Raw genomic sequence first — 24,730 nt, 5'->3', positions numbered from 1 at the left:
AACACGATGATAAAAGTAGCCAATGCACCCTGTTCGTGGGGTGCCCTTGAGTTCGAACTAGAAGGGAAATCGCTCGGTTATGAGCAGGTCCTTGCTGAAATGGCTGAAACTGGTTATGCCGGGACTGAGTTGGGTGATTGGGGCTTTATGCCGACCAATCCGATGGAACTGCGCCAAGTGTTGGATGAGCAAAAGCTTGAGTTGCTTGGGGCTTTTGTTCCGGTTGCTTTGGCAAAAGAGGAAGATCATGAAGCAGGTGTTCAGCTTGCCTTGAAAACGGCCAAGCTGATGTTTGATGCCGGTTATTCCAAAGCCTTCATTGTCTTGGCAGATGAGAATGGTTCGGTGGAAGAGCGTACCCTGCATGCTGGTCGGATTACGCCGGAGATGGGCTTATCTGAAAGTGACTGGAAAGCGTTTGCTGCCGGAGCTGAAAAAGTGGCCAAGGCTGTAAATGAAGAGTTTGGCATGCGCACGGTTTTTCATCATCACTGTGGTGGTTATGTTGAAACTCCAGCTGAAGTGTCCCAACTGATGGAGCTTACTGATCCCAAATTGCTTGGTTTGTGCCTCGATATGGGACATTACGCCTTTGGAGGAGGCGACCCGGTAGAAGCACTCGAAAAATATTACCACCGGATTTGGCATGTGCATTTTAAGGACTTTGATCCTGAAGTGGGACAGACTGCGGTTGAAAAGGGCTACGACTACTTTAAATCGGTTGAAGAGGGTGTGTTTTGCGAACTGGGCAAAGGAAGTGTTGATTTTAAGTCTATTGTCAATATTTTGAATAAAAACGGATACAACGACTGGCTGGTAGTAGAGCAGGATGTGTTACCCGGCATGGGATTGCCCCGAAAATGTGCTGCTAATAACAGGGAGTTTTTGAAATCAGTAGGACTATAAAAATTAAATCAAGATGAAAAAACTAAAAGTAGCTATAGCCGGATTGGGCCGGATTGGTAAAATACATTTGAAGAACCTTTGTCGGAATTTTCCTGAGCTGGAAGTTGTCGCTGTCATGGATGTGGCAGCAGAATCTAAAAATGTGGCGGCTGAATACAATGTCCCAATTCTTGTAAGCGATTTTGATGACCTGCTTGCAGTTCTTGATTTGGATGTAGTGGTGATTTGTTCGCCCACAGACACGCATGCCGACTATACCATCAAAGCAGCTAAAGCGGGAAAGGATATTTTCTGTGAAAAGCCGCTCGATCTTTCGCTCGATCGTGTTCAGGAAGTGCTGGATGTGGTGAAGGAATCCGGCGTCAAGTTGATGCTGGGATTCAATCGCAGGTTCGATCCCGAATTCAAGAAAATTAGGCAGCTGGTTTTGAGTGATGCTATTGGTGATCCTCAAATCATAAAAATTACCAGCCGCGATCCAGGGCCACCGCCGGTGAGTTACATTAAAGTGTCGGGAGGTATGTTCTTGGATATGACGATCCACGATTTCGACATGGCTCGTTACATTTCCGGGAAAATGGTAAAAGAGGTGTTTGCCAAAGGGGCTGTGATGGTCGATCCGGAGATTGGAAATGCCGGTGATATTGATACGGCCATCATTACACTGACTTTCGACGATGGGAGCATGGCGGTAATCGATAATTGCCGGAAAGCGGTTTATGGGTACGATCAGCGTTTGGAAGTGTTTGGCAACAAAGGAATGGCCCAGGCCGACAATAACTTTCCCACCAATCACAAACTGTACACAGAATCGGGTATGTCGGGCGATCTGCCTTTGCACTTTTTTCTGGAGAGGTATGATGCATCGTATGTTCAGGAGATGAAAGAATTTATTGACGCTCTGGTTTCCGGGAGCGAGATGCCGGTAGATGGGAATGACGGCTTGCTTTCAATAGCCATTGGTTTGGCAGCTAAAAAGTCGGTTGTTGAAGGCCGTTTGGTGAAACTGGATGAAATTTTGGCTTGAAAAAATGATTTGGAAAAAAGGAAATACAAAGGATTGTAAAAAGCGCTTCGCGGATTTCACCGTTATGAAATTTGTTTTTAGGCTCTTTGCTGTTTCCTTTTTTATTTATTCCTGCGGACGATCATCTGATGCCGAGTCTTTTATTTCTTCTTTTAAACAAATCGGAACTCAAGCTAAAGTTGTTGGGTTTACCAATCCCCTCGAGGTTAGCAGCGAGGGAGGGCATCTGCAGGGTGTGCAGATCATGCCAGATAAACAGCATCATTATGCGTTTGTTACCGGAAGTTGCAGCTTATATTCTTACTATGCTGTCATCAAACTGGACGAAACGAATGAAGTAATAGCGGTTCAAAAACTAATGGATAAACCGTATAAACATGCGGGTGGATTTCAGATTTTTCAAAATTACCTGGCCGTTGGTATCGAAGATAATGAGGCAAAGGACAAATCGAAGGTTTGTATTTATGCTATTTCAAATCCTGAAAATCCCCCGTTGGAGCCCATCGCGATGATTGAACGCAAAGGCAGTCCATTGCGTTCAACGGCCGGTTGTGTGGGAATGACCAAGCATCAGGATCAATTTTTGATCGTCGTTGCCGATTGGGATTCAAAGCACCTGGATTTTTACGCGTGCAAAAGCGAAAAGATTATCGAGGATGACTTTGACTTAGTCGGTTCCATTGATATCGAAAATCATTCGAGAGAAGGCTGGATAAATCCCAATTGGTGGGCGTATCAAAATATTAATCTCTTTTCGACCGGGAAGAACCAGCTTTTTCTAATTGGGTTGGGCCAAGATGAGCAGCCGGAGCATGTTGCAGATTTGTTCCGTTTAAGCGAAAGCGATTCCGGGAAGTTTAAGCTTACCAAGGTGGCTTCAAAAACGTTTAATTGTGAAAAAGGAGCAAGTTTTAAGGCTGGCGCTGGGGTTGAAATAGATGAAGAGGGGCGCTTAAGGATTGTTTCGTGTGCTTATACGATGCAAAATTATTCTTATTTAAATTATTTTGAAGCAATATCGAATTAGATCTGTAAAACAAGGAAACGATGACGATAAAAAAAATAGCTGTTTGGTGTGCAATTACGGCCCTTGCCGGATGTAGCGTTCAGGAACGGGAGTCTGTGCCTGTTTGGAATGCACACTCGCATAATGACTATGAGAATGAGCAGCCGCTGTTTGATGCCTTATCCCATCATTTTAAGAGTATCGAAGCCGATGTGTATGCCATTGGAGACTCTTTATTTGTAGCTCATGATCGGGATCAAATTAAGCCCGGAAGAACGCTTCGGCAGCTGTATCTTGAGCCTCTAAAAACAGAAATCAGAAACAATAACGGTTCAGTTTACGGCACGGGTGAAGAGGTCATTCTTTTTATTGACATTAAAGATGATGGTTTGAAAACCTATCAGTTGTTGCATGAAGTATTGCAAGATTATGAATCTGATTTGTCTGTATTTCATGGTGAAGAGAAAACAGAAGGGAGTTTGCTGGTGGTTGTTTCCGGAAATCGCCCATTTGAATATATGGAAGCTCAGGATGATCGATATGCATGCTATGATGGGCGTCTGAAAGATCTTGATTCGGACATCTCTCCCAACTTGATGCCAGTTGTAAGCGATAACTGGGCGAAGTATTTTGAGTGGAATGGCACGGGTGAGATGCCTGCGCCCGATAGACAAAAGTTGAACAACGTGGCCGCAAAAGCCAAAAGCCAAGGTTACCTACTTCGCTTTTGGAGTACCCCAAATGAAACCGCTGACGTAAGAGCCGCAGTTTGGAATGAATTGATGGAAGCTGGCGTTGGCTTAATCGGAACTGATCATTTGGAAGAATTGGATCAATTCTATGTGGCTAAAAACGAGTGATGTGTGATTTGGATTTTTAGTTTTTTTATCCGATCTTTTAAATAGCATAATAAAAGGGTCTGTTTCGCTTTTAATCAAATTTTAATTGAAGTGTGAACGCATTACAATGTTGACGGATTTGTCTGGTTGATTTAAATCCGTGTATTTGGTAATATTTTAGTATTAGCTAATGCTGCAATTGTTTAAACGAAATTGAATGTTTGACGACGATCAAAAAAGCATCGATTTTTTTTGGCATTCGTTCTTAAATGGTGATGACAAGAGTTTCTCGGTTATCTACCAGCAAAATATTAGCAGGCTGCTTCTGTATGGTTACAAGCTTTGTTCCGATCGGGATTTAGTTCACGACACGATTCATGATATCTTTTTAGATCTATTTTTAAACCAGCGGAAAAGATCGAAAGAAATTAAAAATCTGAAAGCCTATCTGTTTGTGTCTTTCCGAAATAGTTTAACGAAAAAAATAAAGAGACAAAGGAGGTTTGAGCCGATTAAAAAGGTTGACGAAAGCGAAAATCAATTTTTTAACTCCGAATATAAGTTGGAAGATCAACTTGCTGAATTTGAAATCGCGGATGATCTGAAAGAACGGTTAAATAAGGTTGTCAATCATTTACCTTCCAAGCAAAAAGAAATTGTCTACTTGAAGTTTGAAGAGGAATTGGAGTATGTTGAGATCGCAGCGGTCATGAAAATATCCGTTGAATCCTCTCGTAAACTCATGTGTAGAGCGTTGTTGTCGCTTCGAAAAGTGGTTGATATAGAGATTGTTCAGCTTCTTTGGTTTGCTTTTATGAAAAAAAGTTAATCAAGCATGTCCATGTTTTGTCATTTGGAAGCCCCTACTAATAAACGAAGAAGATTAAAATGGATCGATTTCTTCACTATATCGAAATAAAGGAATTTGTAAGATGGGTTTTACATCCGGATAAACAGCTGGATGAATTTTGGACTAACTACCTCGAAAATAATCCGGAAGAAGAGGAGACCATGAAACTGGCACGGTTGCTGGTAATGTCACTCAAATCAAAAAGAAAAAATGAAATTGGAAATGTTCCCACGGATCTGTTTGCTAGCATAGTTTCCCGCATTGAAGATCGAAAAAAACGATCAGCGCTGTTTCAAATTAGTTTTACTGTGTTGAAATACGCTGCGGTTGGGGTGCTTTTTTTTATGATGGGAATCGCCTTTTATAATAATCAAAAAGCAGATGGACTTAAAAATCTCTACCAACTGTTAGCCGAAACCCAGAGTAATAGCAGCCAGGTTCATCTTTTGTTGAGTGACGGCAACGATATTCGGGTCTCCGGGAAAGAATCTGCAATTGAATACTTGGATATTGAGCGTTTTGTTATTAATAGGCAAGATACGCTGACATCCGGTTCTGCTATGCATAAAAGTGCCGTCAATCAATTGATTGTACCTTATGGTAAAAATGCTTCTATCAAACTGCCTGACGGGACGATGGCTTATCTGAATGCTGGCTCCAGATTGGTTTATCCGTCTGTTTTTGGAGATGATCGCCGAGAAGTGTTTTTAATTGGAGAAGGCTTTTTTGAGGTGAATCACAATAAGAAAAAGCCTTTTCTGGTGAAGTCCGGCGATCAGGAAGTGGAGGTGCTGGGAACCAGATTTAATGTGTCTGCTTATCCTTCAGATGATTTTGTCGAAACGGTTTTAGTTGAAGGCAAAGTGAAGGTGAGAAAGAATGGAATTCATCTTTTTGAAAACGTATACACACTGAAACCTAACCAGCGAGCAGTCTACAACAAAAGACAATCAGAAATGAGAATAACTTCTGTTGATGTACAGAATTACATTTCGTGGCACGAAGGTTACCTGAATTTTGAAACCTCCGATCTCAACCGGATCATCAAAAAACTGGAACGTTACTATGATATTCAAATCATATTGGATGATCCCAGCTTAGGCGTAAAGACCATTTCCGGCAAATTGAAATTAATCAATGAGCCAAAATCAGTCTTGGACGTGTTAGCCATGACGGCTTCTCTTAATTTAATCAAACTCAAAGAATCAACCTATGCGCTAAAATAGAAAAACCGGTTGGTGCTACAACACCTCCCGGTTTTGAAATAGTTAAATCATAGTCATTAACTTAACTCGTTAAATTTATGAAAAAATCACGATTAAGGTACCTTTTCATGCGAAAAGGTATGGATCAAAAACTTAGGAAAATGAAACTAACTTTTCTATTTTCATTTTTGATTTTTACAGGAAGCTGGGCCAATTCCTTCTCTCAGGCATCCAAGCTTAGTTTAAATTTGAAGAATGTTACCGTTCAGGAACTCATTCAGCAAATTGAAGATCAAACAAAGTTCTATTTCTTGTATCAGGATGAAGTATTCCAGCAAGGTCAGCGAGTAACCATTCAGGTTGAAAATGAATCGCTGGAATCTATTCTGAAGCAATTCGAGGAACAAGCTTCCGTGAATGCGGAAGTAACAGATCATCAGATTGTACTCAGAGAACAAGGCGCAGACCTTAATAATTTTTTGCAGCAGCAAAGGCGAACAGTAAGCGGTGTTGTGGTTGGAAATGACGGTAATCCGATTCCAGGAGTTACAGTTGTTGTTATGGGGACATCGAGCGGAACCATTACCAATGAAGATGGTGAATTCAGGCTGGAAATTTCGGCTAATGCCGAAACCTTACAATTTTCCTTTGTTGGAATGATGACGCAGGAAGTTCCAGTGGCCGGGAAAAGTGAGTTTCAAATACGGATGACTGCTGAAACAATTGGTATTGGAGAAGTGGTGGCCATTGGATACGGAACCTTGAAGAAAAGTGACTTGACAGGAGCTGTTAGCTCAGTGAAGAGTGAAAATTTTAACCGAGGGGTGGTTAACTCTCCTGGTCAACTCTTGCAAGGTAAGGTGTCCGGGGTAAATATAACCTCATCGAGTGGTGCACCAGGAAGTGGACAACGAATCGTTATTCGTGGACAAGGAAGTATCCGGCAAGGAACTGGCCCTCTATTTGTTATTGATGGTTTTCCAGTGGGACTCGGAGGCACTGGCTCCGGCGATAGCCCGCTTAATTTCTTGAACCCTAATGATATTGAATCTATTGATGTGTTGAAGGATGCCTCAGCAACGGCAATTTATGGTTCTAGGGGAGCAAACGGTGTGATTCTGATTACCACTAAAAGCGGACAGGCAGGGATTAGTAAGATGACGATCAATTCAAATTTTGGGATCTCAAATTTGGCCAAAAAGATACCTGTTTTCAGCGCTGATGAATTTCGCAAACAGGTTGTGGCTGTTGGTGGAACCCTGGAAGACCGGGGTGGAAATACCGACTGGCAGGATGAATTAACCCGAACAGCCATCACCAACGATCAAAATTTGACGTTTCAGGGTGGAACGGATAGGCTGACTTACCGGGCGTCTCTTGGTTATTTAGATCAGGAAGGGATTATTTTAAATACCGGTTTGAAACGATACAGCGGAAGGGTGAATGCTACGCAAAAACTACTGGATGGCAGATTGAATATTGACTTTAACCTAAACACAACCATCGAGTCTGGTGAAAATGCGAATAGGGATCGATTGGTTTCAGAAATGCTGGATTTTAACCCGACTTATCCGGCACGGGATGCGAATGGAGAACTATCCAAATATCCGGATTTGATGAACCCGCTTATTGCTGCCGAACTGTATAAGGATTTTAGGGAAAGTCGACGGATTATCGTAAACGTTGCTCCTTCGTTTGAAATAATAAAAGACTTGGTGTATAAGCTCAACTTTGGCTATGAAAACCGGTCCAGCGAAACGGATGGTCAGCAAGCACCAAATACCGATCCGTTTGAGCAAGGTCGGTTAGATCAATATTTTTCGAATGGAACCAATACTTTGATCGAGAATTATTTGACTTACGCCATCACTTCAGGCGATCACGCGATTAACCTGCTGGCTGGTCATTCTTATCAAAAAACATTCGATCGTTGGAGGCATTGGAGTGTGGATATTTTTCCTGATAATGGAATTGAACCGCGATACAATCCAGGCTTAGGACAGGACATTGACTTGGTTGACAATCATCCGCAAGGGTGGACGCTGGAAAATGAGCTTCAATCCTTTTTTGGGCGTGTCAACTATACGCACAAAGACAGGTACATGGTTACTGCAACAGTTCGAGCTGATGGATCCTCCAAGTTTGGTGCAAACAATAAGTATGGAGTATTCCCGTCTTTTGCTGCCGGCTGGCGGATTTCAGAAGAGGATTTTATGGAGTCGTCGCGGATCAACAACTTAAAGCTGAGGGCTGGCTGGGGACAAACTGGTAACCAGGAAATTCCTTCTAAAATTACACAGGCCTTGTACACCACCAGGATATCGAATCAGGATAGTTACCCGCTTGATAATTCAGGTGATTATCCGGCAGGAACAACTTTCGTTCGCTTGGCCAACCCGGATATTCAGTGGGAGGTTTCAACCCAAACAAACATTGGGCTTGATTTTGGTTTGTTTGAAGGTGCACTATCCGGAACAATCGATTATTTTCATAAAGTTTCCAATAATATTTTGCTTGAGGTTGTTCCTCCTGATCCGATTCAGCCTGCAACAACCTATTGGACCAATGTAGAGGATATGAACATTACCAACGAGGGGTTAGAGATTGCGCTGGATTATCAATATCGGAATGAAGGCGGGTTTTCCTATTCGGTAGGTGGTAATATCTCATTTATCGATAATGTGGTTGAAGATTCACCTTTCACTATTCTGACAACAGGGAGTGCTTCCGGATCCGGGCTTACAGGTGCTACCGTCAATGGCTTGGTTAATGGTTATTCTATCGGGTCATTTTATATGAAGAAATTTATTGGCATTGGTTCGGATGGGCTATCTCAGTTTGAAGAACCGGCAGACCCGGCAAGTGATGACCGTATGGTTGTTGGAAGTGCCTTACCCGATGTGTTGTATAATTTCTATGCCAATTTAAGCTATAAGCGATTTGACCTCAGTATTAATTTCAACGGAGTGTCTGGCAACATGATTTACGATAATACGGCCACGAATAAATTTTATAAGGCGAAATTGGCTAATTCATTGAATGCAACTGATGCTGCTATTAAGTATCCTGAAGAAAGTATTATTAACTCGGCGTCTGTTTCTACCCGATACTTGAAAGATGGCTCGTTCCTTCGTTTAAATAACATGACGCTTGGCTATAATTTCAATACCGGCGCAATGGGTATTCGTAATTGGATTAGGGAAATGCGGTTGTCTCTCACCGGACAAAATCTATTTGTAATCACCGATTATGATGGTTTTGACCCTGAAGTAAACCAGGATCGTTCCATTGGTGGGATTCAATCCTTTGGAATTGATCTTAATGGATATCCCAAAGCCAGGACATTTGTTGTTGGTTTAAATGTATCATTTTAATTAATTAACTATGAAAACTAAAATGAAAAATACAATAAAATTTGCCCTGCTGGCATTTTCCATCCTGTTTAGCTGGAGTTGCACAGACCTGGAAGAGAAGATTCTGGACGAATCCTTATCGGGTGGGGCATTAGAAAGTGATTTGATAACAGGAACGGTGGCACCTGCCTATGGTATGCTGCCCGAATTTTACCGGCACACCAGGTATTTTGCAGTCCAGGAAATCTCCTCAGATGAAGCAATTCTGCCTTACCGAGGCGGACGTGACTGGGGTGACAATGGTATCTACATTGAATTGCACCAGCACACGTATACGTCTGTTCACAGTAATGTGCAACAGTGTTGGGATTACCTTACCATAATGATTTCGCGAACGGTAACAGCCATAAATGTTTTGACACCACTGGCCGAAACCGATGGAGAAGCGAAGGTGTTTTTAGCCGAAGTAAGAGGACTCCGGGCTTTCTATAGCATGCTCATGCTCGATCTTTGGGGCGTTGTTTTTCAAAAAGATGAAGCTGGAGAACTTTCTACGATTCTTCGTGGGAATGATGCAGTGGAATACATCCGAACGGAGTTTGAGGCTGTTGTAGGTGATTTAAGAACGGATGTTGGCCCTGGGCGATTGACTCAAGCTGCTGTCTGGAGCCTTTTGGCCCGCTTGCACTTAAATGCGGGCGTTTGGCGCGATCCTTATTCAACCAGCTTTGATTTTACTTCGGCGGACATGGATAAGGTTATTGAATATAGCAGTCGGGTGATCAGTGGAGGGCAATACGAATTATCTCCGGAATACTTTGCCATTTTTAATAACGATAATCATACCAATAAAGAATTGGTTTTTGCTGTCGATCAGCGTCCTGACCTGAATGGACATAACCGGATGTCTTACTTTTCCATGTCAGATAATTTCTATGGAAATCCGCTGTATCCAAGAGGGAATGGCACCGATGGCGCTGCTATAACATCCGATTTTTACCAGTCGTGGGTACAGGCTTACGAGGATGTCGATCCGGCTGAAGCGGATGCCCGCTTTTGGTGGGAGAGAATGGTTATCCCGGAAGATTCGTGCATTGCAGCTGAAGATTTTGAAGTGAACCGCGGAATCTATCGGGGGTTACAATATGGCTTGCAAAATACCGGTCGGCGCCTGCCGTTCATTCAATGTGACGATGGTCGGTATAAAATTGGAAAATTGCGCGATTGGCGTCGGGCGGAGGAAAATGCCTATGTGGATTTTATTGAGGAGATTAATTTCACTCCTGAAGGAAGCGACTATAATACTGGTTTTCGAGTTGAGAAATATCAATGGAGTAAGGAATCGGATAGTGGCCGAAATAAGGGAGAAGCAGACTTGGTCATTATGCGTTTGGCCGACTTATATATGATGCGAGCCGAAGCGAAATTGCGTAAAGGCGATGCTGCTGGTGCTTTGGCGGATGTCAACATTGTTCGGGCTTCCAGAACTGCTCGCCCTGACGTTACTCCTCCAGCTTTATCGGAAATAGATCTCGATATTCTCTTTCGTGAACGTGGGTTTGAATTTTACTGGGAACACCAACGTCGCACCGATATGATTCGTTTTGGGAAATATGAAGGTACTTGGACAGAAAAGACCAATAGTGATGTTAAACGACGTCTTTTCCCCATTCCGCAGTCGGCAATCGACGGAGCTTCGGATAGTCCGGGATACCTGGTTCAGAACGATGGTTATTAAACAATGAAATTCAGCCGGCTATTAGCTTGATCTGAAAATAGGTAATCCGGGAAAAAGGAATTCTTTCCCGGATTACTTTTTCACTGTTTTCGTTAATGATAAGAACCGAACTAAACCACATAGAACGATATACTGATGAGGAAAATGAAATTTTGGGTCGTACTTTTATTCTTCTTTATGCTCATTGCGGCTTGTCAGCCAGAGAAGTTGCCTACGCTTAAAATAGCAGCTTACAATGTTGAATACAGCAAAAATGCGACTGCCGGGGAAATAGGGAGAGCATTGAAATCGTTTGATTTTGATGTGGTTTGTTTTTCTGAAGCCCCTGGCGGAGACTGGACCCAAAAGGTTGGAGCAGCCTTGGGATTAAATTATTCGGCAGTAGGCGAATATTCCACTGCGGGGCATGAAGATAAGTATAAAACGATTGTTAGTGGAACGCCTTTATATGATTTGGAAGAGGTGCTCATGGCCGATACTTTGCATACGGCCACTAAAGCGAAAACCAGAATCAATCAAACCGAGATCTCAATTTACGCCGTCCATTTTCCTTTTGGCTGGCGAGACCAGGCTCACATTGATGAGACAAACAATAAAATCGCTACGTTTGTTAGCTATCTAAATGAAAGGCAGGAGCAAGATGTTTCCGTGGTAGCAGGTGATTTTAATTTTGTTCCTTCCAATGCTGATGACGAGAATCCGTATCATGAACTGTTCAGAAGTATTGGGCTGGATGTCAGCTGGAAAGCATTGGGGATTGACTGTACAACGCATAATACCTATGATGCGTTTAATGTCGAAGATCAAGGGAGTGGTGAAGTTATTGATCATATCATGTATAATCCCGCAAAAATGAAAGCTTTGGAAGGTGGAATCATTGAAATGGAAGTCCCCATGTCGGATCATAAGCCAGTTTGGACACTTTTGCAGATGAAGTAGTTTAACAAGTCAGCTCCTGATTTTTTTAATTTTTAACGGAGAATAAACCATGTTTCGAAAATTAATAACACTGTTTTCCTTTCTGTCAGTTCTTGTGTTGATGGCTTGTAGGCCCCAACAAATGTCCAATACCGCAGATATTCAGATCGCCTTTATGGCTGATGTGCATTTGTTGGATATATACGGCGAGTTTCAGGATAGCGAGTATGCAGGTGTTTATAATCCGGCTACCGGAAAATATACTTTGGCGCGAACAATGGAGTCGCAGCTACATTCCACTCGTCTGTTCAATGAAAACTATTTCGCTTTCTTGGCGGCTTTGGATGATGTTGTGAAACGGGGTGTTAAATTGGTGGTGCTTCCTGGTGATTTTAGTGACGACGGACAACCGGTCAACGTTCGGGGATTGAAGCGGATTTTGGATGATTATTCTGAAACGTATGGTATTCAGTTTATTGTCACTACAGGCAATCACGACCCTGTTCGGCCTTTTTCGATGGAAGCCGGAAAGCCCGACTTTTTAGGTGATGGAGGAAAGGAGCAGGCTATCATGAGTTCCACAAGCTTCTACAAAACCCAAAGTTCAGATGCGCTTCCAGCGGTGATCACTCGTGATATTCGTAACATGGGATACCATGAAGTTATTGAAGTTCTGAGTGATTTTGGATTTTTCCCTAAACAGGACGATTGGTATTGGGAGACGCCTTTTACAACCTATAGCTACGATGAATACCAGTTTGAGCAAGCAAATCAACAAGCTGCTCTTGAAAAACGTATGTATGCTATACCACCAACGAATACAACGATTCCTGATGTGAGTTATTTGGTGGAGCCAACCAAAGGTTTGTGGTTTTTAGCTCTTGATGCCAATGTGTATATTCCCAATGAAAAATCGGCAGCAGATCCGGAAAACCCATTGTATTACAACGGCGCAAGCAATGGATACGATAATGTGTTGACTCATAAAAAGCATTTAATTGATTGGGTGAAAAGGGTTGTCGCAGAGGCCGAAACAAGAGGTAAAACCTTGGTGGTTTTTAGTCATTATCCGATGATCGATTTTAATGATGATGCTTCAGCATCCATAGCTGAGCTTTTAGGTGAAGGGAAAATGCAGCTGCATCGTGTGCCTGAAGAAAATGTGGCCCAAATATTTGCTGATGCCGGTATTAAAGTTCATTTTGGCGGGCACATGCACATTAACGATACAGGTATCAGGAACTCTGACAAAGGGAATACTCTGGTGAATGTGCAAATTCCATCGTTGGCTGCTTACATTCCGGCCTACAAGTTATTAACGTTAAAGACCGATCGGGTGATGGAAGTTCAAACCATTGTTGTCGATTCGGTTCCAAGCTTTAAAGAGCTTTTTCCACTTTATGAAATGGAGCATGCCTATTTGGAAAAAGAGGCTTCCGAAAATGTATGGAATAACGAAATTTTGCGGTCAGAGAATTACAAGGCGTTTACAAGTTGGCATTTGAAGGAGTTGGTTCGATTACGATTTTTACCAAAGAATTGGCCAGAGGAATTGCGATCATTTTTATTGACTGCTTCCGGGAAAATGCTATTGGGTGATGCGGATTCGGCTGTGGTTAATGCACCGCAATTTCGGACCGACGAGTTTGAGCTCTTAACAGGTTTTGATCTGGTCTATGATTTTTACCGGCTTCGTAGTGCCGACCAATTAGCCATTAAGGATATTGGAGTCGATCGGATCGATCAATACCAGTTATTATTGGGGGCCTGGGAGCAGAACTTGTCCAATTCAAAACGAAATGATCAACTTAAATTGCTTGGTGAAATTTTCCAACATTTTTTGAATGGTGCTCCGGCCGATCACTTTAGTATTGATCTTCAGAATTCTAATTTGATTAACTTGAAGGGTGATTGAATGTCAGAAAGTTGGATGCCAGGGATGATAAGAAATAAGATTAATTTTTACTATATAATTTCTGCAAGGTTTTTCCCTAATTTGCTAATAACCTTGTAATTAAATCCCTTGAAATCACGAGTCTCATTCATGCTACCTGTTGATAGTCAGTGATTAATTCGTTTTTAAGGATTAACTAATTATATTTGTAATTACTACCTGCGAAAAAAATGCGTCGTGAACTAAAAATATAAATCTGATTTTTTATGTATATATTGTGAATTGTAAATAGTATCCTCAATTTTTTTATCTAAACTTGAAAAAACGAATAACTACAGCTTGGGCCTTGCTAATAAAAAATTGTTGAGTGAAGAAGAAGGATTTAAAGAGTTCTTTGAAGAACATTATCCTTCGCTTTGTATTTTTGCGAATCGCTATCTGCAGAATGAAGCGGTAAGTGCTGACATTGTGCAGGAAGCTTTTGTGTGTATATGGAGTAAAAGGGAGTGTATTCGAGGGGCTGCTGCTGCAAAATCATACTTGTATAAATATATAAAAAATCATTGCCTGAATTTCCTACGCGATCGCAAACGACATCAGGAAATCATAAAAGAACGAGTTGAATCGTTCGATTTTTATCGTGATATTTTAGTTGAGCGTGAGGTTTATGATATAATTTATCATGCGATTATAGATCTGAGTTTCCAACAACAACAAGTGATCGAATTGTCTCTTGATGGCCTATCTAACAAAGAAATCGCAGAGCAGCTTAATATAACTATAAATACAGTAAAAACCATCAAGCAAAGGGCTTTTAGAGCATTGCGAAAGGTATTAACTCCTTCCTTATTTGTTTTGCTGTGCATATTAGGTGAGAATTAAATTTATTATTTCTGTTTTCAAGTTTTAATTCTTTTGTTCTCTTTTTTGCACTATTCTAAAAAAAAAACATCTAAGTGTCATCCTATTTTAAGACTTAAGTGCTTTTATGTTGTAAGCACTTAAAGTTTGACAATGTCCAATACTGAATATGAGAAAATAGCATTATTGATTGCTAAAGAAATCAGCGATGAAATTAGTGATGAAGAGTTGCAGGAACTTAACAATTGGCGCAATAGAGCCGTTGCAAATAATTCTCTTTACTTAAAGTTGAAAAACTCACAAAATTATAAAAAATGGGTTTTAGAAAGGGAAAATGTAAAAGTTGAGAAGGGCTGGTTAAAAGTTCATGTAGAAATAAAGAAAAGGTCGCGAATGATCTTTTTGCAAAGGATTATTCGCGTCGCAGCAATATTAATCGTTCCTCTTTTTATTGGAGGAATCACATATGTTTATTTTGAAAGGCAAATTGCTGAAAATAGAATCAATCGACAGTATGCTCAAATAGAACCTGGTTCCTCAAAAGCAACCTTAACCTTGTTTAATGGCCGAAATGTTGTATTAGACTCTGCCAATACGATGTCGCTTACTGAAATTGATGGAACTACAATTGAAAAAAAGAAGGGTGAAATCAGTTATAGTAAATCGAAAGATAAAACAGGAGATGCAATGGTTTATAATACAATTAATGTTCCGATTGGAGGAGAATATCGACTGACTTTATCAGATGGAACAACAGTTTATCTTAATTCAATGACTACTTTAAAATATCCGGTTCAGTTTGGACAGATAAATCGGGAAGTTGAACTCATTGGAGAAGCTTATTTTGAAGTAGCAAGAAATACCGTAAAACCGTTTATTGTGAATACCAAAGAGATGAGATTAGAGGTTTTGGGTACTTCTTTTAATGTGAACGCCTACAAGGATTCAAAGAGCATAATAACCACCCTTGTGGAAGGGAAAGTAAAATTATCTCATAGTCAGAATGGGGCAAAAGAGCAGATTTTAAACCCCAATGAACAAGTTGTAATGGACAACCTTTCGGGTAACATTATAAGACGTAAGGTTGATGTAACCAATTACATAAGTTGGAAAGACGGACAGCTGGTCTTTCACGATATGGCACTTGAGGATATTATGGTTTTGTTGGCACGCTGGTATTCAGTCAAAGTGTTTTATATGAACCCCGAAGTTAAAAGCATAAGGTTTAGTGGCAGTTTGGATAGATATGATGAGATCAGACAGTTTATAGATATAATTGAAGCAACTCAAAAGGTTAAGGTAGAAATTAGTAATGGTGCCATTTTATTTGGCAAGAAGTAAATGAATAAAACAATTAAAAAAGACACTTAGAATTATGATGAAAAAAAGACAGGAAATGCGACCAACATTTCCTGCCTGGAGAATAAATATCCACTGCAAACGGGATACTGATAATTAAACATTCAAACTTATGAAAAAAAATGGAGTGATTCAAAAGGTTAAGGTAGAAATTAGTAATGGTGCCATTTTATTTGGCAAGAAGTAAATGAATAAAACAATTAAAAAAGACACTTAGAATTATGATGAAAAAAAGACAGAAAATGCGACCAACATTTCCTGCCTGGAGAATAAATATCCACTGCAAACGGGATACTGATAATTAAACATTCAAACTTATGAAAAAAAACGGTGTAATGAGCACTTTCCTTAAGTGGAAGGTGTTTCAATTTCTAATTATGATTAAAGTTATTTGGGTGATCATTTTGGCTTCAGTGCTTCAAGTTGCTGCAACAGAATCGTATTCACAGGCTACAAAGATTAGCCTTAGTATGAAAGATGCATCGCTGGAAGAAGTAATCTGGACAATGAAAAAAATGACAGAGTTCAATTTTTTTTATCAGAACGATGAGATTGAAGAAATTCAGGGGTTAAACATTGAGTTTAGCGATCAAACGGTTGGTGCTATTCTTGATGAGTGTTTGAAAAAAACTGGATTAACTTATGAGATTGTTCATAAGGCAGTTATTGTTCATAAAAGCACAGCCGAAAATGAACTGCCAAACTCATTGCTTGATCTTGAGCTAGATAATCTGCAAAAGAAAACAATCACAGGAAGAGTTACTGATATTAACGGGATGCCACTACCAGGGGCTACTATTACTATTGTCGGGACCACGCGTGGTGTCATCACAGATAGTGATGGAAGCTACTCTATGGAAGTCAACCCTTCGGACAAACTAGTCTTTTCCTTTATTGGAATGGAAAGTCAGATTGTGGATGCTGGCAATCAGGAAAAGATAAATGTGAAGCTGAAGGAAAAATCTGAAGAATTAGAGGATGTTACAGTAGTTGCTTTTGGGAAGCAAAAGAAGGAAAGCGTGCTGGCTTCTATTTCGACAATCGATGCAGACGAATTGAAAGTTCCGTCAAGTAACCTGACTACTGCTTTTGCCGGCCGAATCGCAGGATTGATTTCTTATCAGAGAACCGGAGAACCCGGAGAAGATAATGCTCAATTTTTTATTCGTGGTGTTACGAGTTTTGGTACAGGAAAAGTTGATCCATTAATATTGATTGATGGTGTGGAAATGACAACCGAAGATTTGTCTCGGCTGACAACGGATGATATTGCCAGTTTTTCAATTATGAAAGATGCTAATGCTACTGCGCTTTATGGTGCACGAGGTGCAAATGGTGTCGTATTGGTAACGACAAAAGAAGGACGGGAAGGTAGTGTTAAAGTGCAGTTTCGGGCAGAGGGGTCTTTTTCTTCTCCAACGGAAAGTATTCAATTGTCAGATCCTGTAACATTTATGAAATTGCATAATGAAGCAGTAAGAACAAGAACTCCTGGTTCTCGTCTACCTTATGATCAAAAGAAAATCAACTATACAGAAAGAGGTATTGATCCGATTTTATATCCAGCTGTTAATTGGCAGGATCTTTTGTTTGATCAGAATACTTTCAATCAACGTTACAATCTTAATATTAGTGGAGGAGGAAAAATTGCACGCTATTATATTGCAGCATCCTACTCAAATGACAATGGTATATTGAAAGTAGATGAACGCCAGAATTTTAACAATAATATTGAAATTAATAAATATTCATTGCGTTCAAATATCAATGTGAATTTAACCAATACAACTGAGGCCATAGTTCGTTTAAGCGGTGTCTTTGATGATTATCAGGGGCCATTATATGGAGGTACTAATATTTACAATCAGGCTGTTCTGGCAAATCCAGTGTACTTTTTACCTTACTATGAACCCGATTCAGCCAATATTTATACAAAGCATATTCTTTTTGGAAATACAGCATCGGGGGGGTATTTGAATCCTTATGCTGAAATGTTAAAGGGGTATAAATCAAACGATCGTTCTTCTATGTATGTTCAGTTTGAATTAAAGCAAAACCTTGATTTTTTAACTAAAGGTTTATCGGCTAGAGCTATGTTTAATATCAACCGATTTGCCCAACTTGAAGTAAGGAGACAGTATAGACCTTTTTATTATGCCCTTTCTTCAGCTACGTCGAATGATTATATGTTGACGGCTCTGAACTCTGATGATGGAACCGACTATCTTGATTATGTTCCAGGTGGCAGGGTAATGCAAAATACAATGTATTCCGAGTGGGCATTGCAATACAATAAAACAATTGCAGAAAGGCATACTGTCTCAGGTTTGTTAGTCGCAACAATACGTGAGCGAAAAAACAATACTTATAATACGCTACAGCTTTCTTTGCCTCACCGAAATATGGGATTGGCCGGTAGGGCTACATACAGTTATGACGATCGTTACTATTTTGAAGCCAACTTTGGATATAATGGTTCTGAAAGATTTGCAAAAAGTGAACGTTGGGGGTTCTTCCCTTCTGCTGGTTTGGGGTGGATAGTATCTAACGAGCCGTTTATGAAACCCTATGAAAGCTTCATTTCAAAATTAAAACTGAAAGCTACCTATGGTTTGGTGGGTAACGATGAAATAGGTAACAGCGCTGACAGGTTTTATTATCTTTCCGAATTGAATATGAGCAATGGTGGTAGAGGAATAGCTTTTGGTGACACTTACAGCTATTATCGTCCTGGTATTTCTATTTCTCGTTATGAAGATGATAATATTACCTGGGAAATTAGTCGAAAGAGTAATTATGGAATGGAACTGAATCTATGGAGCAGCCTCGAATTTCAGTTTGATTATTTTAAAGAAAAGAGAAGTAATATTCTACAGACAAGGGCAGATATTCCAACAACCATGGGCTTGCAAGCAACTCCTAAAGCAAATATCGGAGAAGCTATTGGTAGTGGTATAGAATTATCGATTGACTACAATAAGTCATTTACTCCAAATTTGTGGGCAGTAGCAAGAGGTAATTTTACATATGCTACGAGCAAATTTGAAATGTACGAAGAGCCTGATTATTCTGCCACTCCTTGGCGCTTACATAAGGGACAAAAATTATCACAAAGGTGGGGTTATATTGCCGAGCGTCTTTTCTTAGATGATGAGGAAGTAAAGAATTCTCCGATACAAACTTTTGGAGATTACGCGGCCGGAGATATAAAATATAAAGACATCAATAAAGACGGACGAATTGATGAAAACGATTTAGTACCTATCGGCTATCCGACTACACCTGAAATTATTTATGGTTTTGGACTCTCGTTAGGTTATAAAAGCATTGATATCTCTTGTTTTTTCCAGGGATCAGACCGTTCTTCGTTCTGGATCAATCCTGGTAATATTGCTCCTTTTGTTGAGGGGAACTCTTCTGGGACAACAAACCGGGCTTTGCTGGAAACAATTGCAGACAGCCACTGGTCGGAAGATAATCGGGACATTTATGCATTTTGGCCCAGGTTATCGGCAGAGTCAATTGGTAACAACGAGGTAACGAGTACATGGTGGATGAGAAACGGCTCATTTCTGCGTCTGAAAACAGCAGAAATAGGATATATCTTGCCCGCCCGGTTTGTCCAGAAATTACATTTGAAGAATGTTCGTTTCTATACTTCAGGGAGCAACCTTTTCCAAATGCGTAAGTTTAAGTTGTGGGATCCGGAACAAGCCGGGAATGCATTTAACTACCCACTTCAGAGGGTGATAAATATTGGCGTAAATGTTGAATTTTAATTGGCTAAGGAATTATGAAAAATCTGAATATTAAAATACTAAAGCTTTTCGCCATACTTTTGGGATCAGCGACCATATATAGTTGTTCCGATTATCTTGATGTAGTACCCGATGGTGTAGCTACACTGGATAATGCTTTCTCTAACAGGATTAATTCGGAAAAATTTCTATTTTCATGCTACAATATGCTTCCGAACCAGAATGATCCGTTTAGTTATCCAGGAAACGTCGGTGGTGATGAAATATGGTGGGATATTGACGTATCGAGTCTAAACGGCAGGAGTGGTTCGCGAATAGCGGTTAACGACCAAAATGCTTCAGATCCATTTCAGAACTATTGGGATGGCCGTAGAGATGGCAGAAACCTGTGGGTTGGTATCAGGGACTGTAATATTTTTCTGGAGAACATTGAAAAAGTACCTGACCTGGAAGCATGGGAGCGTGTTCGATGGGTATCGGAGGTTAAGTTTATAAAGGCTTATTTGCACTATTTTCTTTTGCAATTGTACGGACCAATTCCAATCGTGGACGAAAACTTACAGGTTGATGCTGATCCTGCTGTAGTTCGCGTATACAGAGAACCTGCAGATTCGGTTATTAGCTACGTAGTAAGGTTGATCGATGAATCAATGGAAAATCTTCCCGATCAGATCGAGGAAACAACAACCGAAATGGGAAGAATAACCAAACCAATTGCAGCATCCGTTAAGGCTAAAGTGCTAGTTTGGGGAGCAAGTCCGTTACTCAATGGGAACTCATTTTATTCAAACTTTAAAGATAACAGAGGTGTACAGTTGATTTCAACGGTGGAAGACAAAACCAAATGGAACAAAGCGCTGGATGCCATTGTGGAAGCAATCAATATCTCTGAAGAAAATGGTCACTCTCTTTTCCATTTTCAGCGTGGTTTTGAAACAATGTCGGATGCTACATTGCTGAAGTATACGTTAAGGGGGGCAGTATGTGAGAGACCCGTTGACAACCCTGAAATTATCTGGGCACATACCGCTTACAACAATGCCAATCAGTTTCAGAATTATTGCACTCCGGCTTTTTTCTCAAATGAAGGTGGTGGAATTCAGGAGTTAAGTGCGACGTTAAAAATTGCCGAACAGTATTATACAAATCATGGTATTCCAATTGATGAGGATCCTTCCTGGAACTTTGCTCAACGTTACGAAACCAGAAAAGACACCGGTTCATTTCATCAATATTACATTAGTAAAGGCGAAACCACAGCAAACCTGAACTATTTTCGGGAACCTCGATTTTATGCACATCTGGCTTTTGATCGTAGTTTATATGAGGCCTTGGCGCAATCCGAAGATGAGGCAATTGTTATCAAAAATAAAAGTGGAGAATCTCAGGGGCTCGTATTATCTAATCATCATATTATAACCGGATATTTCATTAAAAAGCTGGTTAGCTTTAGATCTGCAACAACAACATCATCCCCAAGCCCTTGGAGATTCTCAATCCCTCTTATTAGGCTAAGCGATCTTTACCTGTTACGGGCAGAAGCATTGAACGAAATAAAAGATGCGCCGGATAATGAAGTTTACGAATGGGTGGATGCAGTTAGAACCAGAGCCGGTTTGGCCGGAGTTGTTGATTCCTGGCAAAAGTATTCTTCCGTTCCAGCAAAACCTACTACAAAAGAAGGTATGCGCGATATTATTAAAAGAGAAAGGATGATTGAATTGGCCTTCGAAGGCCAACGTTTCTTTGATCTTCGTCGTTGGAAGGATGCTATGACATACATGAATCAACCAGCTCGGGGATGGGATTTTCAAGGTGTAAAACTGGATGAATATTACCAGGTTGTTACGTATTTCAAAAATCGAAATTATACAACCAAAGACTATTTGTGGCCACTTTACACCAATACGATTATTAAAAACTCTAACCTGGTTCAGAACCCGGGTTGGTGATTTATATCAAAATGAAACAACTTATAGATATGAAGCAAATAACTATAACTATTAGAAAAATGTTATTTTGCATAAAACTCCTCGGAGTTATTGCAATAATGATTACGTTAATTGTCTCTTGTGACGAGGAAAAAGTTGGACAATATCCTATAGAGGGTGTTGCTCCGGCGGCTGTCTCCAATGTTCAGACAGAAGCCTTACCGGGTGGAGCCAAAATAACTTACGATCTTCCAGATGAAACGGATATATCTTATGTAATTTGTGAATATTCGTTTGCAGGGGAGCAAAAGATTGCTCGTTCATCGGTGTACAGTAATTTCATAACCATTGAAGGTTTAGGAGAAATAGCACCCTGCGAATACACTATTTATTTAGTGGATCACAACGGGAACAGATCGGAGCCTTATACGGGGTCTTTTACTCCATTGGAGCCTCCTTATCAGACGATATTCAAAACGATAACAATGGAACCTGATTTTGGAGGTGTAGTAATTCGTTGGCAAAATGAAACAAACGCCCTGATAGGTGCATTTTTATATGCACTGAATGATTCGAGCGAATGGGAAGAATATGACCTAGTGTTCTCTACATTATTAGAAGAGAAGAGATCTATCAGGGGCTACAATACAGATGAGCGTAAGTTCGGGGTTAGTTTGATAGATCAATATGGGAACAGAACCGACACTGTTATTTCCATCGAGGTTCCGTTATACGAAAGAGAATTAAATAAGGACTATTTTTCTAACGGACATCTATTAGGGGATAATAATACGGTTCGTCAAGGTAGGCCAATCGAGAATATATGGGATGGGGACTTAAATGTTATCTGGCATACAGATCCAAGTGCTGGATTTATTCCACCACAGACCTTTACGATTGACCTGGGTGTACAGGCAAAGTTGAGCAGGGGGGTGATATGGAACAGGCAGGATGGTTATATTTTTTCTCAACACAATGTTCGTTATTTTGAAGTGTGGGGAGCAAAGGAATTGAGTCATGACTTTAACGATACTTATTGGGAGGGAAATGAATGGCAGAATCAGTGGACCTTACTAGGTGATTTTGAAGAGATTAAGCCATCCGGGCTTCCGTTGAACAAATCTAATGATGAGGATGCTGTAGCAAGTGCAAATGGAAGTGAGTTTATATTTGAATCGGGCGTTGGTGAAATGCGCTACCTGCGTTTTGTTGTAAAAGAAACCTGGGCCAGAACAGCTACTTTGCATATTGCTGAGGTATCGATATTTGGTGATGATGGAGTAAGAGATGAATAAATTAAATTAGTAATTTGAAAGATATGAATAAAAATATAGGACTATTTGTAGTCACAGTTATCCGAAAAAGCTTTCTGATTATTTTTTCCTCTATTATGTTGTTTTCAATGATAAGATGCGATGATATGAACAGCATCCACGAAAAATACTATGATTGGGGAGAAGACATTTATACCGGTGTTGTTGATTCATTGAAATCATTTTCCGGATATGAAAAAGTAAAATTCAATTGGGAAGTTAATGCAGATCCAAGGATCACAAAATCTGTGATTTTTTGGAATAGTCGTGCTGACTCTATCGTTGTTGATGTAAACCGAACACAAAGTGGTAGACTTCCGATGACATACGATATTAACAGCATTGAAGAGGGGAACTACGTTTTTGAGTTTATTACACGAGATAATGAAGGCCATTTCTCTTTACCTACTGAAATTGTTGTAGAAGTATATGGTGACTCATACATTGAGTCATTGAAGAACAGAAGCATTGCGTCTATTGCTAAACAAGCGGATGGGAGTATGCTTATTGAATGGGATGATATTGCCAGTACTACCGTTCAGTATGTTGCTGTAAATTACAGCGTTGGAGGTGTAGCGCAATCTGTTCGGGTTGAAAATGACGATACGGAAACAGTCTTAACCGGTTTGGAAACTGGAGATATAATTCATGTGGTAACAACTCACCTTCCTACCGAAGATGCCCTGGAAACATTGGATGCTTTACCTAAAGAGTACACAATGCCTAAGTTTGAGAGAGAAATTAACAAAGCAAATTTTTCAATTGTTGTTTTAGCCGGCGATAATACAACTGTTAATAAATCTCGCGATCTGGCAAGAATTTGGGATGGAGGTTCAAGAAATCCGCAGGTTTTGCATACTATAGAGAATGCTGCGGGATTTGATTTCCCTCACTTTTTTACTTTTGACATGGGCGTATTGGCAGAGTTAAGCAGATTCCATCTGTGGCCAAGAACAGATAATAGCCCTTTTACTGGCCATAGTCCAAGGTATTTTGAAATTTGGGGAGTTGATCAGTTGAAAATGCCAGTCGACGATGAGGGATATTGGAAATCAGATGACTGGAAAGCTGACTGGAAGATGTTAGGCGATCATGAAATTATAAAACCTGAAACATCGAGTGAGCAGTCCGCAGAGTGGAACGCTGGATGGGAATATGATGTTGATGACAATATTGAACGTGTTCGTTATATACGATTGGTAATTAAGAATTCAAATTGGCAAAATTCAAATTGTGTTAATATTGGCGAAATAACTCTTTGGGGAGATGATATATAATAGTATTGTTTTTTAATCAAACTTTCACTGGCATCAGTATATTGTCAGTGAAAGTTTTTGTTCGAATAGGTCATTGAGCTAGAATTGAGTCTGGTATAAGATTTTTGTTTGCCGGAAGGTATTATTTTATCTTCTTAAAATGCATAAGCGCAGTTAGCCAGTAGATTGGATATGCAACAAAAAATTGTACGGCTAGTTAAGAGTTACGCTGCTATTCTTTGATTATTATTTAGTTGTTCAAATTCGTTTATTGTTTTGTACTCTAAAGCCGAATGCCTTCTTCGTTTGTTATACCAGATCTCGATTCAGCGGAATAAGGTTAATTTGGCGTGTTTCACCCGGATGTATGCTACCTTTTCCATACGCTACAGGGATTGCCCAAATTACCTGTTGTCGGAAAGGGACTGGTTAAAAGCTTGTAAGCATTCGCTGAACCCCGTGTTTTAAATCTTTTTGCGGGTCTATACATTTGTTGGTTTGATTTTAAAGACAAAC

16 protein-coding genes are annotated in these 24,730 nt (G+C 40.2%); all 16 read left to right on the top strand.

Annotated features, from left to right (window positions below; translation table 11 throughout):
* Window positions 1–6 precede the first annotated feature (6 nt).
* The 16 genes from ACUNWA_RS17185 (at window position 7) to ACUNWA_RS17110 (ending at window position 24,235) form a co-directional block, all read left to right on the top strand.
* Window positions 7–906: a sugar phosphate isomerase/epimerase family protein gene (locus ACUNWA_RS17185; protein WP_445593155.1), complete on the top strand. Its 900-nt coding sequence runs from the start codon at window positions 7–9 to the stop codon at window positions 904–906.
* A gap of 13 nt (window positions 907–919) precedes the next feature.
* Entirely contained in the window at window positions 920–1,933 is a 1,014-nt protein-coding gene (iolG, locus tag ACUNWA_RS17180) for an inositol 2-dehydrogenase (protein ID WP_445593154.1), read from the top strand.
* Between the two features lie 64 nt (window positions 1,934–1,997).
* Window positions 1,998–2,960: a hypothetical protein gene (locus ACUNWA_RS17175; protein ID WP_445593153.1), complete on the top strand. Its 963-nt coding sequence runs from the start codon at window positions 1,998–2,000 to the stop codon at window positions 2,958–2,960.
* Between the two features lie 20 nt (window positions 2,961–2,980).
* The gene (locus ACUNWA_RS17170) at window positions 2,981–3,799 is read left to right on the top strand and encodes a phosphatidylinositol-specific phospholipase C/glycerophosphodiester phosphodiesterase family protein (protein ID WP_445593152.1); all 819 of its coding nucleotides are present in this window, start codon (window positions 2,981–2,983) and stop codon (window positions 3,797–3,799) included.
* A gap of 196 nt (window positions 3,800–3,995) precedes the next feature.
* Entirely contained in the window at window positions 3,996–4,607 is a 612-nt protein-coding gene (locus ACUNWA_RS17165) for an RNA polymerase sigma factor (RefSeq protein ID WP_445593151.1), read from the top strand.
* Window positions 4,608–4,666: 59 nt separating this feature from the next.
* Window positions 4,667–5,854, top strand: coding sequence for a FecR family protein (locus ACUNWA_RS17160; protein WP_445593150.1), 1,188 nt, complete (start codon window positions 4,667–4,669; stop codon window positions 5,852–5,854).
* Between the two features lie 140 nt (window positions 5,855–5,994).
* On the top strand, window positions 5,995–9,207 hold the full coding sequence (locus tag ACUNWA_RS17155) for a SusC/RagA family TonB-linked outer membrane protein (RefSeq protein ID WP_445593149.1): 3,213 nt from the start codon (window positions 5,995–5,997) through the stop codon (window positions 9,205–9,207).
* Between the two features lie 22 nt (window positions 9,208–9,229).
* Window positions 9,230–10,924: a RagB/SusD family nutrient uptake outer membrane protein gene (locus ACUNWA_RS17150; RefSeq protein WP_445593148.1), complete on the top strand. Its 1,695-nt coding sequence runs from the start codon at window positions 9,230–9,232 to the stop codon at window positions 10,922–10,924.
* A gap of 135 nt (window positions 10,925–11,059) precedes the next feature.
* A complete protein-coding gene (locus ACUNWA_RS17145) occupies window positions 11,060–11,863 on the top strand; it encodes an endonuclease/exonuclease/phosphatase family protein (protein ID WP_445593147.1) in 804 nt (267 codons plus the stop codon).
* 121 nt (window positions 11,864–11,984) lie between these two features.
* Window positions 11,985–13,757 (top strand): metallophosphoesterase family protein, encoded by a 1,773-nt coding sequence (locus ACUNWA_RS17140; protein WP_445593146.1) that lies wholly within the window; start codon window positions 11,985–11,987, stop codon window positions 13,755–13,757.
* A gap of 342 nt (window positions 13,758–14,099) precedes the next feature.
* Window positions 14,100–14,618, top strand: coding sequence for an RNA polymerase sigma factor (locus ACUNWA_RS17135; protein ID WP_445593145.1), 519 nt, complete (start codon window positions 14,100–14,102; stop codon window positions 14,616–14,618).
* Window positions 14,619–14,750: 132 nt separating this feature from the next.
* Window positions 14,751–15,938 (top strand): FecR family protein, encoded by a 1,188-nt coding sequence (locus ACUNWA_RS17130; RefSeq protein WP_445593144.1) that lies wholly within the window; start codon window positions 14,751–14,753, stop codon window positions 15,936–15,938.
* 335 nt (window positions 15,939–16,273) lie between these two features.
* Window positions 16,274–19,735, top strand: coding sequence for a SusC/RagA family TonB-linked outer membrane protein (locus tag ACUNWA_RS17125; RefSeq protein WP_445593143.1), 3,462 nt, complete (start codon window positions 16,274–16,276; stop codon window positions 19,733–19,735).
* A 14-nt stretch (window positions 19,736–19,749) separates the two neighbouring features.
* On the top strand, window positions 19,750–21,666 hold the full coding sequence (locus ACUNWA_RS17120) for a RagB/SusD family nutrient uptake outer membrane protein (RefSeq protein WP_445593142.1): 1,917 nt from the start codon (window positions 19,750–19,752) through the stop codon (window positions 21,664–21,666).
* A 29-nt stretch (window positions 21,667–21,695) separates the two neighbouring features.
* Window positions 21,696–22,940: a DUF5000 domain-containing lipoprotein gene (locus tag ACUNWA_RS17115; protein ID WP_445593141.1), complete on the top strand. Its 1,245-nt coding sequence runs from the start codon at window positions 21,696–21,698 to the stop codon at window positions 22,938–22,940.
* Between the two features lie 23 nt (window positions 22,941–22,963).
* Window positions 22,964–24,235, top strand: coding sequence for a DUF4998 domain-containing protein (locus ACUNWA_RS17110; RefSeq protein ID WP_445593204.1), 1,272 nt, complete (start codon window positions 22,964–22,966; stop codon window positions 24,233–24,235).
* Window positions 24,236–24,730 lie beyond the last annotated feature (495 nt).

The organism is Sunxiuqinia sp. sy24 (assembly GCF_052677165.1).
The sequence above is the reverse complement of the archived record's forward strand: the minus strand, read 5'-3'. Positions and strand labels throughout refer to the sequence as shown.

Bases quoted from the DNA above. Each gene is read 5' to 3' on its own strand.
- ACUNWA_RS17130 (WP_445593144.1), top strand. From the start codon at position 14,751: ATGTCCAATACTGAATATGAGAAAATAGCATTATTGATTGCTAAAGAA.
- iolG (WP_445593154.1), top strand. From the start codon at position 920: ATGAAAAAACTAAAAGTAGCTATAGCCGGATTGGGCCGGATTGGTAAA.
- ACUNWA_RS17185 (WP_445593155.1), top strand. From the start codon at position 7: ATGATAAAAGTAGCCAATGCACCCTGTTCGTGGGGTGCCCTTGAGTTC.
- ACUNWA_RS17110 (WP_445593204.1), top strand. From the start codon at position 22,964: ATGAATAAAAATATAGGACTATTTGTAGTCACAGTTATCCGAAAAAGC.
- ACUNWA_RS17125 (WP_445593143.1), top strand. From the start codon at position 16,274: ATGAAAAAAAACGGTGTAATGAGCACTTTCCTTAAGTGGAAGGTGTTT.
- ACUNWA_RS17165 (WP_445593151.1), top strand. From the start codon at position 3,996: ATGTTTGACGACGATCAAAAAAGCATCGATTTTTTTTGGCATTCGTTC.
- ACUNWA_RS17145 (WP_445593147.1), top strand. From the start codon at position 11,060: ATGAGGAAAATGAAATTTTGGGTCGTACTTTTATTCTTCTTTATGCTC.
- ACUNWA_RS17140 (WP_445593146.1), top strand. From the start codon at position 11,985: ATGTCCAATACCGCAGATATTCAGATCGCCTTTATGGCTGATGTGCAT.
- ACUNWA_RS17120 (WP_445593142.1), top strand. From the start codon at position 19,750: ATGAAAAATCTGAATATTAAAATACTAAAGCTTTTCGCCATACTTTTG.
- ACUNWA_RS17155 (WP_445593149.1), top strand. From the start codon at position 5,995: ATGAAACTAACTTTTCTATTTTCATTTTTGATTTTTACAGGAAGCTGG.
- ACUNWA_RS17160 (WP_445593150.1), top strand. From the start codon at position 4,667: ATGGATCGATTTCTTCACTATATCGAAATAAAGGAATTTGTAAGATGG.
- ACUNWA_RS17115 (WP_445593141.1), top strand. From the start codon at position 21,696: ATGAAGCAAATAACTATAACTATTAGAAAAATGTTATTTTGCATAAAA.
- ACUNWA_RS17150 (WP_445593148.1), top strand. From the start codon at position 9,230: ATGAAAAATACAATAAAATTTGCCCTGCTGGCATTTTCCATCCTGTTT.
- ACUNWA_RS17175 (WP_445593153.1), top strand. From the start codon at position 1,998: ATGAAATTTGTTTTTAGGCTCTTTGCTGTTTCCTTTTTTATTTATTCC.
- ACUNWA_RS17170 (WP_445593152.1), top strand. From the start codon at position 2,981: ATGACGATAAAAAAAATAGCTGTTTGGTGTGCAATTACGGCCCTTGCC.